At 52.4% G+C, this 17,570-nt stretch carries 16 protein-coding genes and 1 tRNA gene; 14 read left to right on the top strand and 3 right to left on the bottom strand.

Annotation, left to right across the window (positions count from 1 at the left end; translation table 11 throughout):
- Positions 1–105 precede the first annotated feature (105 nt).
- Positions 106–1,245 (top strand): RNA ligase RtcB family protein, encoded by a 1,140-nt coding sequence (locus EH164_RS17710; protein WP_124969587.1) that lies wholly within the window; start codon positions 106–108, stop codon positions 1,243–1,245.
- Positions 1,242–1,856, top strand: a complete 615-nt coding sequence (prfH, locus tag EH164_RS17705) for a peptide chain release factor H (protein ID WP_124969585.1) — start codon at positions 1,242–1,244, stop codon at positions 1,854–1,856. The genes EH164_RS17710 and prfH overlap by 4 nt, the downstream gene beginning before the upstream one ends.
- A gap of 41 nt (positions 1,857–1,897) precedes the next feature.
- On the opposite strand, the gene pepD is transcribed toward prfH, so the two are convergent.
- Positions 1,898–3,355 carry a cytosol nonspecific dipeptidase gene (gene pepD / locus EH164_RS17700; RefSeq protein WP_124969583.1) on the bottom strand — a complete coding sequence of 486 codons (1,458 nt, stop codon included), beginning with the start codon at positions 3,353–3,355 and terminating at the stop codon, positions 1,898–1,900.
- 256 nt (positions 3,356–3,611) lie between these two features.
- Between pepD and gpt the strand changes: the two genes are divergently transcribed.
- From gpt to crl, 3 genes are all read left to right on the top strand, one after another.
- Complete coding sequence (gene gpt, locus EH164_RS17695; RefSeq protein WP_023478997.1) at positions 3,612–4,070, top strand: xanthine phosphoribosyltransferase; 459 nt, start codon at positions 3,612–3,614, stop codon at positions 4,068–4,070.
- A 100-nt stretch (positions 4,071–4,170) separates the two neighbouring features.
- Positions 4,171–5,415, top strand: coding sequence for an esterase FrsA (gene frsA, locus EH164_RS17690; protein ID WP_124969581.1), 1,245 nt, complete (start codon positions 4,171–4,173; stop codon positions 5,413–5,415).
- Between the two features lie 57 nt (positions 5,416–5,472).
- The gene (gene crl / locus EH164_RS17685) at positions 5,473–5,871 is read left to right on the top strand and encodes a sigma factor-binding protein Crl (protein ID WP_023479000.1); all 399 of its coding nucleotides are present in this window, start codon (positions 5,473–5,475) and stop codon (positions 5,869–5,871) included.
- A gap of 134 nt (positions 5,872–6,005) precedes the next feature.
- Here the strand turns inward: crl and phoE are convergent, their stop codons facing one another.
- Positions 6,006–7,079, bottom strand: coding sequence for a phosphoporin PhoE (gene phoE, locus EH164_RS17680; protein ID WP_042715969.1), 1,074 nt, complete (start codon positions 7,077–7,079; stop codon positions 6,006–6,008).
- Positions 7,080–7,373: 294 nt separating this feature from the next.
- Here phoE and proB point away from each other — a divergent pair, with 294 nt between their 5' ends.
- The 8 genes from proB (at position 7,374) to EH164_RS17625 (ending at position 14,361) form a co-directional block, all read left to right on the top strand.
- Positions 7,374–8,477, top strand: a complete 1,104-nt coding sequence (proB, locus tag EH164_RS17670; protein WP_023479003.1) for a glutamate 5-kinase — start codon at positions 7,374–7,376, stop codon at positions 8,475–8,477.
- 11 nt (positions 8,478–8,488) lie between these two features.
- Entirely contained in the window at positions 8,489–9,742 is a 1,254-nt protein-coding gene (gene proA, locus EH164_RS17665) for a glutamate-5-semialdehyde dehydrogenase (RefSeq protein WP_124969579.1), read from the top strand.
- A 111-nt stretch (positions 9,743–9,853) separates the two neighbouring features.
- Positions 9,854–9,929, top strand: a tRNA-Thr gene (locus tag EH164_RS17660).
- Between the two features lie 354 nt (positions 9,930–10,283).
- The gene (locus EH164_RS22820; RefSeq protein ID WP_241174978.1) at positions 10,284–10,526 is read left to right on the top strand and encodes a hypothetical protein; all 243 of its coding nucleotides are present in this window, start codon (positions 10,284–10,286) and stop codon (positions 10,524–10,526) included.
- 127 nt (positions 10,527–10,653) lie between these two features.
- Positions 10,654–12,369, top strand: coding sequence for an AIPR family protein (locus EH164_RS17645; protein ID WP_124969577.1), 1,716 nt, complete (start codon positions 10,654–10,656; stop codon positions 12,367–12,369).
- A gap of 639 nt (positions 12,370–13,008) precedes the next feature.
- A complete protein-coding gene (vapB, locus tag EH164_RS17635) occupies positions 13,009–13,239 on the top strand; it encodes a type II toxin-antitoxin system VapB family antitoxin (protein ID WP_042715980.1) in 231 nt (76 codons plus the stop codon).
- Positions 13,236–13,652, top strand: a complete 417-nt coding sequence (locus EH164_RS17630) for a type II toxin-antitoxin system VapC family toxin (RefSeq protein WP_076769435.1) — start codon at positions 13,236–13,238, stop codon at positions 13,650–13,652. Before vapB ends, EH164_RS17630 begins: the two co-directional genes overlap by 4 nt.
- A 94-nt stretch (positions 13,653–13,746) precedes the next feature.
- Complete coding sequence (locus tag EH164_RS17625; protein ID WP_124969573.1) at positions 13,747–14,361, top strand: hypothetical protein; 615 nt, start codon at positions 13,747–13,749, stop codon at positions 14,359–14,361.
- A 195-nt stretch (positions 14,362–14,556) separates the two neighbouring features.
- Here the strand turns inward: EH164_RS17625 and EH164_RS17620 are convergent, their stop codons facing one another.
- Complete coding sequence (locus EH164_RS17620) at positions 14,557–15,042, bottom strand: hypothetical protein (protein ID WP_241174977.1); 486 nt, start codon at positions 15,040–15,042, stop codon at positions 14,557–14,559.
- 865 nt (positions 15,043–15,907) lie between these two features.
- Between EH164_RS17620 and EH164_RS17610 the strand changes: the two genes are divergently transcribed.
- Positions 15,908–17,569, top strand: coding sequence for a ShlB/FhaC/HecB family hemolysin secretion/activation protein (locus EH164_RS17610; protein WP_124971553.1), 1,662 nt, complete (start codon positions 15,908–15,910; stop codon positions 17,567–17,569).
- The last annotated feature ends 1 nt before the right edge of the window (position 17,570 follow it).

Genomic DNA, 17,570 nt, shown 5'->3' with positions numbered 1-17,570 from the left:
ATGCCCTGATTTCTCTTTGCAGACCTCTCCAGGCTTAATTTCTCCAAAACTTGCCCCTGGTTTCGTCTGCCAATTCCTTTTATTTCTCTACATATGGATTGGTATATGGGCAACTCTGTTTGTCATATCTCAGACGCGATCTCCTATATTGCGTCGGAAAACCTGTGGATCGAAGGTTCAGCGATCCAACAATTACACACCACTGCGGCACTGCCGGGTATGACGCGCGTCGTCGGCATGCCGGATCTTCACCCCGGTCGCGGCTACCCGATTGGCGCGGCCTTTTTCTCCACCGGGCGTTTCTACCCGGCGCTGGTCGGGAACGATATCGGCTGCGGCATGGCGCTGTGGCAGACCGACCTGGTACGGCGCAAATATAACGCCGATAAGGTCGAAAAACGCCTCAGCGCGCTGGGCGATAGCGCCTCTGCCGACTGGCTGGATGAAGCGGTGCCGGATGCGTGGCAAAACCACCCCTGGCGCGCCGCGCTGGGATCGATTGGTGGCGGGAATCACTTTGCCGAGCTGCAACAGGTCGATAGCGTGACCGATGCGGCGCTGTTTGCGCAAAGCGGCCTCGATGAGCAGCGCCTGTTGTTACTGGCTCACAGCGGTTCACGCGGGCTGGGGCAGCAGATTTTGCGCCGCCACGTCGACGCCTTCTCGCACGCCGGGCTGGTGGAGGGGAGCGACGCGGCTCGCCACTATCTTGCCGAGCACGATGACGCGCTCAACTTTGCCCGCATCAACCGGGCGCTGATTGCGCGGCGCATTCTCGATCATCTCAACGCCGATGGCGAAGCGCTGCTCGATGTGGCGCACAACTTTGTTGAAGCCTGCACCGTGGGCGGTGAAGCGGGTTGGCTGCATCGCAAAGGGGCGACGCCGGACGGGCAGGGCCTGGTGGTGATCCCCGGTTCACGCGGCGATCACAGCTGGCTGGTAATGCCGAAAGTGAGCGAGGTGAGCCTCTATTCGCTGGCGCACGGCGCAGGACGCAAATGGATGCGCACCGAGTGCAAAGGTCGCCTGTCCGGGAAATTCACCCCGGCACAGCTGGCGCGCACGCCGCTCGGCAGCCGGGTGATTTGCCGCGATCGTCAGCTGATCTATGAAGAAGCGCCGCAGGCCTATAAGTCCGTTGAGAGCGTGCTTGAGTGCCTGGTCGATGCCGATCTGGTGACGCCGGTTGCGCGCTTGCGCCCGGTGTTAACCCTGAAAGTGAGCGGAGGGGCGGGCGAATGAGACTGTTGCAACTCTCCTCCGCGCAGGGGCCTGATGAGTGCTGCCTGGCGGTGGGTAAAGCGTTAGCGCGGCTGACTGAAGAGGCTGAGGCGCAAAAGGTGTCGCTGGCAGTGATCGAAACGGAAGCGGCGCGCCAGCCGGGCGCCTACCGCTCGGTGCTGGTCTCACTCGATGGCGAAAACGCGCAGGCGCTGAGTGCGCGCTGGTGCGGCACGGTGCAGTGGATCTGCCCGAGCCCCTATCGCGCCAATCATGCACGGAAGAACTGGTTTATCGGCGTGGCGGAGTTTATTCCGCAGTCGGCGTTGCAGGATAGCGCCATTCGCTTTGAGACGCTGCGCTCATCCGGGCCGGGCGGCCAGCACGTGAATAAAACCGATTCCGCCGTGCGCGCCACGCATATTGCCACCGGCATTAGCGTAAAAGTGCAGTCGGAGCGCAGCCAGCATGCGAATAAGCGGCTGGCGATGCTGCTGATTTCACACCGTCTGGAGCAGGCGCAGGATGACGAGCGCGCGGCGCTGAAGTCGGAACGCAGGCTGTTTCATCATCAGATAGAGCGCGGCAACCCGGTGCGCACCTTTAAGGGGCCAAGGTTTAAGGCGCAGTAAAGGAAGGAAAATGTCCGCGCCTGGCGGCGCGGACAGCAGGCTTATTTAGCCGGGATAGATTTCAGCAGCTCGGTCAGCAGGATCCAGTATTGGCCAACGCTTTCGATATGCACTTGCTCATCCGGCGAGTGCGGGCCGGTAATGGTCGGCCCAATCGACACCATATCCATCTCCGGATAGGGTTTTTTGAACAGACCACACTCCAGACCCGCGTGGATGATCTGAATGTTCGGCATCTTGTTGAACAGACGCTGATAGGTTTCACGCACCAGCGCCATCACCGGCGACTGGGCATCCGGCTGCCAGCCCGGGTAACCGCCCTTCGGCGCGGTTTTCGCACCGGCCAGCGCGCCCAGCGATTCCAGCATGCTTACTACGTAATCTTTACCGCTATCAACCAGCGAGCGGATCAGGCAGATGATCTCCGCGCTCTCATCCTGCAACGTGACTACGCCGACGTTCAGCGAGGTTTCCACCACGCCTTTGGCTACGTCGGAGTTGCGGATCACGCCGTTCGGCGTGGCGTTCAGCAGGCGGACAAATGCATCGCGCGACTGCGCGGTCAGCGCCGCTTTGTCGCTGCTTACGCTATCGACCAGCACCACCAGATTCTTCTCTTTCGCTTCCAGCTCGTTTTTCAGGATCGCCTGGTATTCATCTGCCAGGGATTTCAGCTGGGCGGCTTTATCGGCCGGCAGGGCGATCACGGCGAACGCTTCGCGCGGAATGGCGTTACGCAGCGTACCGCCGGTGAAGTCGAGCAGGCGCAGATCCAGCTCGGCAGCATGGGCCGCCAGGAAGCGCGCCAGCAGTTTGTTGGCGTTGCCCAGACCTAAATGGATATCGGCACCGGAGTGGCCGCCTTTCAGCCCTTTCAGCGTCAGTTTGACGGTCTCAAAACCAGCAGGCACCGCTTCGCGGGTCAGGGGCAGGGTGGTGATGAAATCGATACCGCCCGCGCAGCCCATATAGATCTCACCCTCTTCTTCAGAGTCGGTGTTGATCAGGATATCCGCCTGCAGCCAGTTGGGTTGCAGACCGAATGCGCCATCCATGCCCGCTTCTTCGGTCATGGTCAGCAGCACTTCCAGCGGGCCATGTTGCACGGTGGAATCTGCCAGCACCGCCAGCGCAGAGGCCATACCGATGCCGTTATCCGCGCCAAGCGTGGTGCCGCGCGCTTTTACCCACTCGCCGTCAACATAGGGGCGAATCGGGTCTTTGGTGAAGTCGTGTTCTGTGTCGTTGTTCTTCTGCGGCACCATATCGAGGTGCGCCTGCAGCACGACCGGCTTGCGGTTTTCCATCCCGGCGGTGGCCGGTTTGCGGATCAGGATATTGCCCACCTGGTCGCGCTCTGCGTGCAGGCCTTGCTCTTTCGCCCAGCCCATAATGTGTTCGGCGAGCTGTTCTTCATGGTAAGACGGGTGCGGAATAGAGCAGATTTTGGCAAAAATATCCCACAGCGGCTGCGGAGATAGTTGAGACAGTTCAGACACGATGAGTCTCCTTAAAAGCGCCTGCGAACAGGTTGCGTGCAGGTCGCGGGTTAGATAAACGAATCGCAAGACCCTCTTGCGAGATGCGGTTGAGAATACCACTTTATGGCGACAGCGCGAGCACGGGATTGGGGAAAAAGCGGCGGCGATGCCGGGTAAGACTGGTTTTTAGCGCGTCAGATCTCTATAATCTCGCGCAACCTATTTCCCCCTCGAACACTTTTTAAGCCGTAAAACACAGGCTGGGACACTTCACATGAGCGAAAAATACGTCGTCACCTGGGACATGTTGCAGATTCACGCCCGCAAACTTGCTGCCCGTTTAATGCCTTCAGAACAGTGGAAAGGCATTATCGCCGTAAGCCGTGGCGGTCTGGTTCCAGGCGCGCTGCTGGCGCGTGAACTGGGTATTCGTCATGTCGATACCGTTTGTATCTCCAGCTATGACCACGACAACCAGCGCGAACTGAAAGTGCTGAAGCGCGCGGAAGGCGACGGCGAAGGCTTTATCGTGATTGACGATCTGGTGGATACCGGCGGCACCGCCGTAGCGATCCGCGAAATGTACCCGAAAGCACATTTTGTCACTATCTTCGCCAAGCCGGCCGGTCGCCCGCTGGTGAACGATTATGTGATTGATATCCCGCAGGATACCTGGATTGAACAGCCGTGGGATATGGGCGTAGCCTTCGTTCCGCCAATTAGCGGCCGTTAATCCCTCCTGTTGTACACACGCCCGGTTCTGCCGGGCGTTGTTCTTTTTGGCGCGTCACGGGTTACAATGCCCTCCGGTGAATTTTAAGGAGCTGCGCGCCATGCCCCAGTCAAATCTTAGCGAAACGCTGTTCAAACCCCGCTTTAAATACCCTGAGACCTCGACGCTGGTGCGCCGCTTTAACCCTGGCGTGCAGCCGCCCGTGCAGTCTGCGCTGGATGGCAAAAACGTGCCGCAGTGGTACCGGATGATCAACCGGCTGATGTGGATCTGGCGCGGTATCGACGCGCGCGAGATCCTCGAAGTGCAGGCGCGCATTGTGATGAGCCAGGCCGAGCGCACCGACGCGGAACTGCTCGATACGGTGGTCGGCTACCGCAACGGCAACTGGATCTACGAATGGTCCGCGCAGGCGATGAGCTGGCAGCAAAAAGCGATGCAGGAGACGGACAGCGCGCTGAGCGGTCGCCACTGGCTGCACGCCTCCAACTTATATAGCATCGCGGCCTATCCACATATTAAAGGCGATAGCCTGGCCGAGCAGGCGCAGGCGCTGGCTAACCGCGCCTATGAAGAGGCCGCGCAGCGCCTGCCGGGCAGCATTAAAGAGCTGGAGTTCGCCATTCCCGGCGGCGCGCCGGTCACCGGCTTTCTGCATATGCCGGAAGGCGAAGGCCCCTTCCCGACGGTGCTGATGTGCGGCGGGCTGGATGGCTTGCAGATCGATTACTACACCCTCTATGAGCGCTACCTGGCCCCGAAAGGCATTGCCATGCTGACGCTCGATATGCCCTCGGTGGGCTTCTCTACTAAATGGAAGCTGACCCAGGACTCCAGCCTGCTGCATCAGCATGCGCTCCAGGCATTGCCGAACATTCCGTGGATCGATCACACCCGCGTGGCAGCATTTGGTTTCCGCTTTGGTGCCAACGTGGCGGTGCGGCTAGCCTATCTTGAGGCGTCGCGCCTGAAAGCGGTGGCCTGCCTCGGGCCGGTGGTGCATTCCCTGCTCAGCGAGCCGCTGCGCCAGGGCGATGTGCCGGAGATGTATCTCGATGTGCTCGCCAGCCGCTTAGGCATGCATGACGCTTCCGATGAGGCGCTGCGCGTTGAACTTAACCGCTACTCATTAAAAACGCAGGGGTTACTCGGCCGCCGCTGTCCGACGCCGATGCTCTCCGGTTTCTGGCAAAACGATCCCTTCAGCCCGGAGGCGGAGTCGCGCTTAATCACCTCTTCATCCAGCAATGGAAAGCTGCTCGACATCCCGTTTAACCCGGTTTATCGCAATTTTGACGCTGCGCTGAGAAAGATTGTTGACTGGATCAACCATCAGTTCGGTTAATACTTTGAGAATTTCCATTGATTTGGTAAAACAGTTGCATCACAAAAGGAGATCGCAATGACGTTACCAAGTGGACATCCGAGAAGCAGGTTGATTAAAAAGTTTACTGCGCTAGGACCTTATATCCGCGAAGAGCAGTGCGAAGAAAACCGTTTTTTCTTTGATTGCCTGGCAGTTTGCGTGAATGTGAAACCCGCGCCGGAAAAACGCGAGTTTTGGGGATGGTGGATGGAAATGGAGGCGCAGGAGAAGCGCTTTACCTATCGCTACCACTTTGGGCTCTTCGACAAAGAGGGGCACTGGAAACCCACCGCTATCAAAGACCAGGAAGTGGTCGACCGTCTGGAAAAAACGCTGCGCGACTTCCACGAGCGCGCGCGTACGCTCTTAGCCTCCCTTGAGCTGAAGCTTGAACCTGCCGATGACTTCAAAGAGAAGTTAAAACTCCCCGCATAACGCCCCCGATAAAAAATGCCCGGCTGCTCTTCGCACGCCGGGCATGAACAGGTATTAACCTGCTTTCTCCCATCTGACGGGAAAAAAATGCCCTCAACCGAGGGCATTTCATATAACGAGGGTCACTACAGGGTTTAGAACTGGTAGGTCACGCCAACGGCAACGATGTCGTCGTCAGCAATGCCCAGTTTGTTGTCGTCTTTGATCTGGTTGATTTTGTAATCGACCATCGCCGAGAAGTTTTTGTTGAAGTAGTAAGTGGCGCCAACGTCGATGTAGTTCACCAGATCTTCGTCGCCGATACCGTTTTCCATATCTTTGCCTTTGGTCAGCACGTAGCCAACGGACGGACGCAGGCCGAAGTCGAACTGGTACTGCGCGACGGCTTCAAAGTTCTGCGCTTTGTTGGCAAAGCCCAGCGAAGAGGAGACCGGCGTCATGTTGTATGAGACGGAGTAGAAGGTCGCCAGGTAAACGTTATTGGCGTCATATTTCACGCCGGTCGCCCAGGCTTCGGCATTCTGACCACGGCCCAGCGCCAGCGCGGTGTTCTGTGCGTTGGTACGGTCAGAGTTGGCGTAAGCACCAATAATCGTGACCGGGCTGCCGCCGAAATCGTAGGCCAGAGAGGTGCCCCAGCCGTCGCCGTTCTGCTTGATGATGCTGTTACGGCCGTTTTCGTTTTTACCCTGGTATTGCAGGGTCATGTCCAGGCCATCCACCATGCCGAAGAAGTCGGTGTTGCGGTAGGTTGCCACGCCAGTGGTGCGCTTGGTCATAAAGTTATCGGTACGGGCCAGCGAGTCGCCGCCGAACTCCGGGAACATATCGGTCACGGAAGCCACGTCGTAGAGCACGCCGAGGTTACGACCGTAATCGATAGAACCAAAATCTTTGATTTTCAGACCGGCAAAGGCCAGACGGGTTTTCTGGCCCGAGGTAGTTTCGTCGTTGTTACCGGCGAATTCAGATTCCCAACGGCCGAAACCGGTCAGCTGGTCGTTAATCTGGGTTTCACCTTTGAAGCCGAAACGCACGTAGGTTTTGTCACCGTCGTTGTTGTTGTCATCACTGAAGTAGTGCATGGCTTTCACTTTGCCGTACACGTCCAGTTTGTTGCCATTCTTGTTATAGACTTCCGCCGCGTGAACAGAAGAAGCCGATGCAACAACGCCCAGTACCATTAATGCCAGAGTGCTCTTTTTCATTTTGAATTCCTGATTGAACTAACGCGCCACTATTCGCTGGGCTCTCGCCCCGTGAAAAACAGGAAGGGTTGTAACGCTCTGAAATGAAACATTTATGACAAAGTAAGAGTAATTTGAAAAAGTTATGTTTTTTTGTGTTTGCCATAAAATTGTCAAACTCTGCCGCTACGCTTGCTGATCCCGCGCAACAAAAAAGTGGTCGATTCACGCTGGCGGTTGGCAAGCGCGCTCACTCCTGTTACAACGTCTGATTACTAATAAACTTCTTATTTTTTCTAAAAACGGCAGAGAATCATGAGTGACAGCCAGACGCTGGTGGTAAAACTCGGCACCAGTGTTTTAACAGGCGGTTCCCGTCGCCTGAACCGCGCCCATATTGTGGAGCTGGTGCGCCAGTGCGCGCAGCAGCACGCCGCCGGGCATCGCATTGTAATTGTTACCTCCGGCGCTATCGCCGCCGGGCGTGAGCACCTGGGCTACCCGGAACTGCCCGCCACCATCGCCTCAAAACAGCTGCTGGCAGCTGTCGGCCAGAGCCGTTTGATTCAGCTCTGGGAGCAGCTCTTCTCCATTTACGGTATTCATATTGGTCAGATGTTGCTGACCCGCGCCGATATGGAAGACCGCGAGCGCTTCCTCAACGCCCGCGACACGCTGCGCGCGCTGCTTGATAACAACATCGTGCCGGTGATTAACGAGAACGACGCCGTGGCGACCACGGAGATTAAAGTTGGCGACAACGATAACCTCTCGGCGCTGGCGGCGATTCTGGCCGGAGCCGATAAGCTGCTTTTGCTGACCGATCAACAGGGGCTGTTTACCGCCGATCCGCGCAACAACCCGCAGGCGGAGCTGATTAAAGATGTCTACGGCATTGATGACGCGCTGCGCGCTATTGCGGGCGACAGCGTTTCCGGCCTCGGCACCGGCGGCATGGGCACCAAGTTACAGGCTGCCGACGTTGCCTGCCGCGCCGGTATCGAGACGATCATTGCCGCAGGCGGCAAGCCCGGTGTGATTGCCGATGTGGTGAGCGGCACGCCGGTCGGCACGCGTTTTCATGCCCAGACTTCGCCGCTGGAGAACCGTAAACGCTGGATCTTCGGCGCACCGCCTGCCGGTGAGATCTCCGTTGATGAAGGGGCCACCGCCGCTATTCTTGAGCGCGGCAGTTCGCTGCTGCCGAAAGGGATTAAAAGCGTGACAGGCAACTTCTCCCGTGGGGAAGTGATCCGCATTTGTAATCTGCAGGGGCGCGATATCGCCCACGGCGTAAGCCGTTACAACAGCGATGCGCTGCGCCGGATTGCCGGCCACCACTCGCAGCAGATTGATGAGATTCTGGGCTATGAGTATGGCCCTGTCGCGGTGCACCGCGACGATATGATCACCCGTTAAGGAGCAGAAGTATGCTGGAACAGATGGGCATCGCGGCGAAAGCTGCGTCGTACAAGCTGGCGTTGCTCACAAGCCAGGAAAAAAACCGCGTGCTGGAGAAGATTGCCGACTATTTAGAGGCGCAGTCCGAGGCGATTTTGCTGGCTAACGAGCAGGATCTGCAGGAAGCGCGCGACAATGGTCTTAGCGAGGCGCTGCTCGACCGCCTGGCACTCAACCCGGCGCGCTTAAAAAGCATTGCCGGCGATGTGCGGCAGGTGTGCAAACTTGCCGATCCGGTCGGCCAGGTGATCGATGGCGGCGTGCTGGACAGCGGTCTGCGCATCGAGCGCCGCCGCGTGCCGCTCGGCGTGATTGGCGTGATTTATGAAGCGCGCCCGAACGTTACCGTGGATGTCGCCTCTCTGTGCCTGAAAACCGGCAACGCCGCGATCCTGCGCGGCGGGAAGGAGACATGGCGCACCAACGCCGCGACGGTAAAAGTGATTCAGCAGGCGCTGGAGGAGTGCGGTTTACCGGCGGGTGCGGTACAGGCGATTGAGAGCCCGGATCGCGCGCTGGTCAACGAGATGCTGCGTATGGATAAGTACATCGACATGCTGATCCCGCGCGGCGGGGCAGGGCTGCATAAGCTCTGCCGCGAGCAGTCGACCATCCCGGTTATCACCGGCGGTATCGGCGTCTGCCATATCCTGGTCGACGAGACGGCAGAGATCGCCCCGGCGCTGAAGATTATCGTCAACGCCAAAACCCAGCGTCCGAGCACCTGCAACACCGTCGAGACGCTGCTGGTGCATCAGGGCATTGCCGGTACCTTTTTACCGGCGCTCAGCCAGCAGATGGCGGAGAGCGGCGTGACGCTGCATGCGGACGAGCAGTCGCTCGCCCTGTTGCAAAGCGGCCCGGCGAAGGTTGAAGCGGTAAAAGCGGAGCAGTATGACGATGAGTTTCTGTCGCTGGATCTGAATGTGAAGATCGTCGCCGATCTCGATGATGCGATCGATCATATTCGCCAGCACGGCACGCAGCACTCCGATGCGATCCTTACCCGCACCCTGCGCAACGCCAACCGCTTTATCAACGAGGTCGACTCCTCAGCGGTGTATGTGAACGCCTCGACGCGCTTTACCGACGGCGGCCAGTTTGGCCTCGGCGCGGAAGTAGCGGTCAGCACGCAGAAGCTGCACGCGCGCGGCCCGATGGGCCTCGAAGCACTGACCACTTATAAGTGGATCGGTTTTGGTGACGATACCATTCGTGCGTAAATAAAGTCGGGTGATGCAAAAGTAGCCGTTTGATTCACAGGGGCATTGACGCATCACCCGCTTAGTTTTAACCTTCTAACCCGTGATTCACGCTCGTGGACACCTCGCAGGGCCGATATAGCTCAGTTGGTAGAGCAGCGCATTCGTAATGCGAAGGTCGTAGGTTCGACTCCTATTATCGGCACCAACAACCACGCGGCTTCACGCAATATTCACCAGTTCAGCAAAAGCGCCTTGTGCCATATTTGTGCCATTCTCCGCCAGGTATGCATACCGACGAACCACTTCGATCGACTCCCATCCGCCCATTTCCTGAAGCCACATAACCTGGAGTTATGCGCACTCTGTCCATTGAAGGACTGTATGCTCCGCGCTTTACAGCCCCCTTTTAGTATTTCTACGTCTACCAAAGTTCGCTGAGATCTACGGTCGTTTGGGGGGACTTACTTATGGGCTTATTTGCTGTTCGGTCTAGAGGCGGTGCCTGAAGAACAAACTGGTACCGGTTAAACCACTGGCATCGGATAATGTTCAGGGATTCATGCGTGACAGCGAAATGCGCCAGGCATTCGCACGACTGGATCGCCGCAGCCAGGAAAAAATGCTGCTGTCGATGCACAGTGGAAAGCATCAGGAGTTGGCGGACGCCTTACTAAGGGCGCATCCTCGAGCCTCTTTCAGATCGCTGTTCTGGTTTGCCCGGACGCTGGCGTTCAGATTGAGTTGTCAAAAGTTGTCACCCACCGGCAGCGCCAGTGGGGATTTTTGGCAGAACGCGCTCTAAGTTACAGTTGCTTAAAACAGTATCAATATAACCTACAATATTTGATTTAACGAGCGGGAGATCACAAGCAGAACTCAGTCCTGTAAGGCATAATGGATAGAAATCATCTGTTTAAAAGGACTGTACGATGTCGCATGTAAGTATTAATGATTTTAAATTGCTTAATATTAAATGCCAAAAATACTTTGATTTATTCAGTAAAACTAACCAATTTGTTCAAGAGGTGAATGAACTTAAGTTACAACAAAGGTTTGGTTTTTATCTCTTCATGCTTGAATCATTATGTAATGAAAAAGATATAGATCGAATTAGTGATTACATTACAGATACTGAATATAACTCATATTTATATGGTAACCGAAATGATGACCATGGTATTGACGCGATATTTATAGATAGTGAAGATAAGGAAATCAAGTTATTTAACTTTAAATTCAGAGAACGATTCAAAGTTGATCAGAAGCAAAGTTTCAATGAGGCTTTTGTATCAACAAAACTTGTGAATTGTATTATGAATGAAAGTGTCGATGGATTAGAAGGCAAGTTGGCGTTGTATGTGACAAAAATAAATGAATTACTCAATGGGAATGAAGTATGGAAACTTTCTTTATATATGGTGAGCAATGAAGCTTTGCCTATAGAACATGATGAAAGTGCTATCCAACAACTGAAAAATGTATATGACATGGAAGTAATATCTATATGCCTTCCACATATAACAAGTATTATGTCAATACGCCCCGCTCCAATTAATGCGGAATTGATTATCGACAATGATTCTCTAATGTCTTATTCAGAGAGTTCAATTTCGACATCTAAATCGTATGTTATCAGACTAAATGCTGCCGATGTAATAAGAATTACTTGTCGCAATGCTGATTTACGCGGAGATCACAATTGTGAGAACTTTGAATTATTGGCAAACGAAAAAATAGATTTTGGGGTTCTTTTCGATAACGTCAGGGGGTTTGTTCAACGCTCGCGCTATAATGCAGGCATAGCCAAAACGTTACGTGAAGAACCGAATAAATTATTCATGTATAACAATGGTTTAACGATAGTATCTAATGATATTAAAGCTCACCCAGTAAATGGTCACAGAAAAGTTAGAATTAGTTTGTCTGGAATCCAGGTCTTAAATGGTGGGCAAACACTTAGAACACTTCATGATTTTAATGCGGTGGATAAATCAAATATTACAGAATATATTTCAAAAGGCGAACTTCTTGTTCGGATATTCAATGCGTCCAATAACGAAACTGCAAATAAAATAGCGGAATACACAAACAGTCAAAACTCTATTTCTAATGTAGACTTGAAATCTTTAAGTACATTGCAAATACAATTAGAACAACTACTGGATGAGCATGGTATTATTTATTCTAGGAAAAATGGCGATACCGGGATTCATGACGAAAAAGAATACCGATACAAAATTAGTATGGAGCAGTTCGGTCAGATACTTTTCGCTTATCAAGGTTTTCCTGAAAAATCTTCAAACCAAAAGCAACATATTTTTGGGAAATACTACGATAGTATTTTTAGCGAGGATAATTTTAATTTTTCAAATGCACCACAGCTAGTGGAAAGTTATTACGAAATCAAGAAGGCTTATTCATCTTCAACCGATAGTATACAGAAAATAGAACAGAAGATTTTCTATATAATTTACATGCATAAAGTCAGAGAAGATTGGAGCTATGAAAAATGCATCAATATGCTTGAAGAGGCTTTATATTCCTATTATCCGCTCAGCGATGTGAACCTCACTGATGCGCGAAAAATGATTCAAGTACGATTTAGGGAATCAGTGTACGAAATGTTGTTCGATACTGAGCTTTAGTTTGTACTTCTAAATATTAGAGGGTTCTATTGTGAACCCTCTTTATTAATTTATAACTTATCTTCATTTCGTGCGTTAAATTTAACACCTTGGTTATCATATGCTCAGTACCTAAAGAATAAAAAAAGGGATGATTTTTTGACCATGTTCTTAGTAGGCAATGTGGGGGTACTTTTGGGGGGATATTAGAAGTTTAAATGAATAAAGTTAATTAAAAATCAAGTAAATGCCTATGGTGTTGCACTCCTATTATCGCACCAGTCACTTCAATAAGTTACGCCTCATTAGTACCTTTCTCATTTTCGCTGTGGGACAAATTTGTGACCCAATCACCAAAGGATAGAGTCGATTTGTTTCGCATGCTCAGTCCGGTAATTAGGTGCCAATTGCGCACAGCGACGGACCATTTCGGCATACTCCCTGCCGCTTATTTCCTTTGTACGGCAACTCACCACAGCTCCTGTACCGACTCTTCGCAATGCTGTTAAGTGTCGTTACATTGCCATGTGATGAGCATATACATATGCAAACCCTATACACATGTATTGAGCTTGCATATACTTGGCATATGTACACCACCCGGTACCGGGTCAGTGTTCCTGATATGTTCCACATATCCATAGTATTCGGGAGTGAATTATGAGAACCGTATCTATTTTCAAAAACGGCAACAACCGTGCCATACGCCTGCCCCGCGATCTGGATTTTGAAGGGGTGAGTGAACTGGAGATCATTCGTGAAGGAGACAGCATCATTCTGCGCCCTGTGCGCCCCACTTGGGGCTCTTTCTCTCAACTTGAGAAGGCCGATCCGGACTTTATGGCGGAGCGTGAGGACGTTGTCACCGATGAAGGACGATTTGATCTGTGAACAAGACTTATATGCTCGACACAAATATTTGCTCATTCATCATGCGCGAGCAGCCTGAGGCAGTCCTGAAACGCCTGGAGCAGACCGTTCTGCGTAACCACCGCATCGTGGTATCGGCCATCACCTATGCCGAGATGCGCTTTGGTGCTGTCGGCAAGAAAGCCTCACCGCGTCACGCAAAGCTTGTTGACGCATTCTGCGCCCGTCTTGATGCAGTTCTCGCCTGGGATCGTGCAGCAGTGGATGCCACGACCGAAATTAAGGTCGCTCTGGCCGCAGCTGGCACACCGATTGGTCCAAATGACACGGCGATTGCAGGGCACGCCATTGCGGCTGGCGCTATTCTGGTGACCAACAATACCCGTGAGTTTGCCCGCGTTCCCGGACTCGAGCTTGAAGACTGGAGCCGTTAATACACAGTTTACGGTCGATTTTATGTTGTAACGCCGGTGCTTCACTCCAGCACATCGCGACCCTTTAACAATAAAACTTCTGGAACCCCCTCAAATGAAAATTAAGCACCTGCTATCGTTTCGGTTCAACCGCTGTCTGGTGCTGATACCAGCGTCATTTTTATTACTCAGTTGTTCCTCCAACTACCAACTACTGTGCCTTTTCGGCGCACATAAAGGCGAGATCCAGCAATTCGATAAGAGTTACTGGGAGTCAACTAAAAAAAATCCTCTGAAGAGTGATAAGCAGGTCGTTATGGAGTGTAACACCCAGTCTGATGCGGAGAAGGAGCGCCTTTCATCGGCCTATATCCAGTTGTGCAAAGCAGGTCATCTTGATACCGGGAACCGCCTCTTCGTTGAAAAGATATTCAGCGATCCTCATTATTCCAGAGCAGTTTCAGGAATGATGAATGCAAAAATGCCGAAGAAAGAGTCAGCCGAATCACAGTTGAAATGGTCAGTGGCGCACAGCGATAATCCTGACAGTTTCAAGGAGTATTGTGGGGCTTACATCAAAAACGATGCAGATAAACGTTCTTCCACACTGTTGGGCTTAAACGTTGAAGGTTTCAGGTCTGAAATCTTTAACCAGTGCATGGCAAAAAACCATATGATGAAAATCGTTCCTACTAAATCATTCAGGAAGTGTAACAATATTAGCTGGTAACGAGCATGTAAGGTTCCAGCCCGCGTCCGGAATAACCGTTAAAAGCAGGGTGTTATCCTGCTTTCATCGGGCCGGAATCTCGTCGCAACCGGGCGGCGAGTTAGATCTCAGTCAGTACTCGTTCTGATGAAGCCAGCCCGCACATGACCATTTCCTCTTCCCCGGCAGGAAGCCTGGATTATTAGTACAAACCTTCTAAGCAGAACCTGATTTGTGCCGTTCGCTTCCTTTCCAGTAAATCAGATACGTAAGTGCAGCAACTGAGCAAAGAACATAAGGGCTTAAAAGCAGAATTTCGTGGTAAGTAATTTCGAATATGCTGATGACAGGCCATGCCAGTACAGCCAGCCATATGAAGAGCGTAGTGAACAGTATAAAAAAGCATCGCTTAAATGAAGGTGCAGGGTATATTCGCCTTGTTATTACCACCACCGGAAGACCCACTATAAAAGTCCCTGCCAGTGTGCCGTAAATACTTATCATCACGGTAAACAAATAGACAAAAATGACAGATACAAATTCCTCAGCGGAATCGTTATTTTTTGCCCAGTAAAGATAGATCAAAAGAAATAATGAGCCAGATAAACTGCCAAATACCGCTGACAGTACAGAAGACATAACTAAATTTTTATCAATAATTTTAGGCATCGTTTTCTCAGCATCTGAGTTGCTGGCCTTCATGCGGCTTTCCGGCTGAGCCGTGCAGCGTGGCGTAGGATCGCAAAGCAGGCATGGAGTTTAAAGGCGTTTACTCCCAACCCAGCTCACTATAAGTCTTACAATCCTGGTCAGGAAAAGAGGTCATATATTGCCCCCAGCCCATATATTTATAATAAAGTGTCATTGCTTCATAATAGCTTGTAGCTTCAACTACCCATACAAGCTCTGCGCCGGGCGCTAATAACGATCTTGCGGCATTCCCGTGAACACCTTTGAGGCAAAATGTCTGGCACCCGTCTGGCTCTAACCATAGTTCATGCTGCAAAATTGACTCCCTTTATTATTAAAATTGTCTGCCAATCATTCCATATTAGACAGTGATTTAACAGACGATAGTCTGGTAAAGGCCTTAGTTTTGCATGGCTGTGGTAATGGTCGGCATCAGTATCATTGATTTAGCCAAAGAGCGCGAGCAGCGCAAATCAGGCAGAAGAGAGCACCGCGCTTACATCAGCCAGAGCGCCCGGCGAACCCGGCAACATAATAGACTGTGGCTATTATCCCCATCCCTGCTTTGATATATCTATATTTCTCGATTAACCTACTAATTTAAGTAGCCAAATAATCGATGCTAACAATTACCAAAAATGCTAATGCCATCTTATTAACCAGCCCTGCGTATCACTTAATCTTCAAAGCCACTGCGATATACTTCAACCTTCTCCAGAATATATCCTGAACTAAAGTTAAATTTAAAATCTCATTATCTATTTGCCCTGATGAGTATTGCCTTTTTAATTAATCCATAAGAAAATACTTAGAAATCATTATTAAAAGCAACTTAACCAAAATTATATTGGTCGGGTGACCTATGTTTTCTTCAGGGATGAGAAAAGTGCGTTATTTCTTGCTGTTTATATTATTTATTTCTGCCGCACAGGCTGCGCCATTATCGCCAGCTGACCGGGATGCGGTGCGTCAACAGCAGGAACAGCTGTTGCGCCAGAGCCAGCAGCAGCGCGATGAGCTGGAGCGAAGCACGCCGCTGCCGCGTCAGGACGTGCGTACGCCCGACGGCAAAGCTCAGGGCCCCTGTTTTACCATCCACACCATCACCCTTTCAGGCGTCACGCTTATCAGCGCGAAAGCGCAGCAGAAACTGATCTCTCCCTGGCTGAATCAATGCCTGGATATGGCAAAAATCACCCAATTAACCACCGCTATTTCTGACTGGTATATCAGCCGTGGCTATATCACCAGCCGCGCATTTCTTACTGAGCAAGATCTGTCGCAGGGTGAATTACGCCTGGTGGTAATGGAGGGGAAATTAAGCCATATCCGCCTCGACGGTGAATCGCCGCGCATGCTGAAAATGGTTTTCCCCGGTCTGGAAGGCAAGGTTTTAAATCTGCGTGATATTGAGCAGGGGATGGAGCAAATAAACCGTTTGCGCAGCAATCCTGTGCAGATAGAAATAGTGCCGGATACCGAGCCGGGATATTCCATCGTTAACCTCACCGCCACGCCGGAATTTCCGTTAAGTGCCACTTTCTCTCTGGATAATAGCGGGCAGAAGAGCACTGGCGAGGAGCAGTTAAACGGTTCACTGAGTGGAAATAACCTGCTGGGGCTGGCCGACAAATGGTTTGTCAGCGGCGGGCGCAGCAGTGACTTTGCCACCGGATACGACGCACAGAGTTTCCAGACCGGCGTCAGCGTGCCTTATGGCTACGGCCTGCTGGATTACAGCTACGCCTGGAGTAACTACCGCACCACCATTATGAATCAGGGTTATCCATGGATTTCGACGGGTGACACCAAAACCCATCGGCTGAATGGTTCATGGGTAGTGTTTCGTAATGGCGATATCAAAACCGCGCTCTCGGCGGGCGTAACCCAGCGCTCCAGCCGTAACTGGCTTAACGACGCGCCGCTGAAAAGCAGTACCCGTAATCTCTCCAGCCTCCAGCTTGGTATCAACCACACGCAAAAAATGTTCGGCGGTGTAGCCACTTTTAACCCCGGTTACAGCCACGGTATGCCGTGGTTTAACGCTGAAACCGATGAAGAGAAGATCGGTGATGTGCCGCGCGCGGAGTTTCGTAAATGGAACCTGAACGCCAGTTTCCAGCGTCCGGTAACCCATGATCTTCTGTGGCTTACCAGCCTGTACGGGCAGTGGTCGCCGGACAGGCTCTATGGCAGCGAACGGCTGACCCTCGGTGGCGAAAGCTCCGTTCGCGGCTTTAAAGAGCAGTATCTCTCCGGCGATAACGGGGGCTACTGGCGCAACGAACTCAACTACCCGCTGTTTACCCTGCCGGTGTTCGGGCAGATCAGCGCCACCGTCGCGCTGGACGGCGGCTGGCTGGAAAAAGATCGCTTCGACAAGTTTGCCTCGGGCACGCTGTGGGGAACGGCGGCATCGCTTAGCAGCGCCGGGCGCTGGTTCGCAAGTCAAATCACAGTAGGGACGCCGCTCGCCTATCCCGACTGGCTGGGGCCGGATCATCTGACGCTTAACTGGCGTGTTGCGGTGACATTTTAAG

This window comes from Kosakonia sp. CCTCC M2018092, from assembly GCF_003864115.1.
GTDB classification, from domain to species: domain Bacteria; phylum Pseudomonadota; class Gammaproteobacteria; order Enterobacterales; family Enterobacteriaceae; genus Kosakonia; species Kosakonia cowanii.
This window is presented reverse-complemented; position numbering and strand designations above follow the sequence as displayed.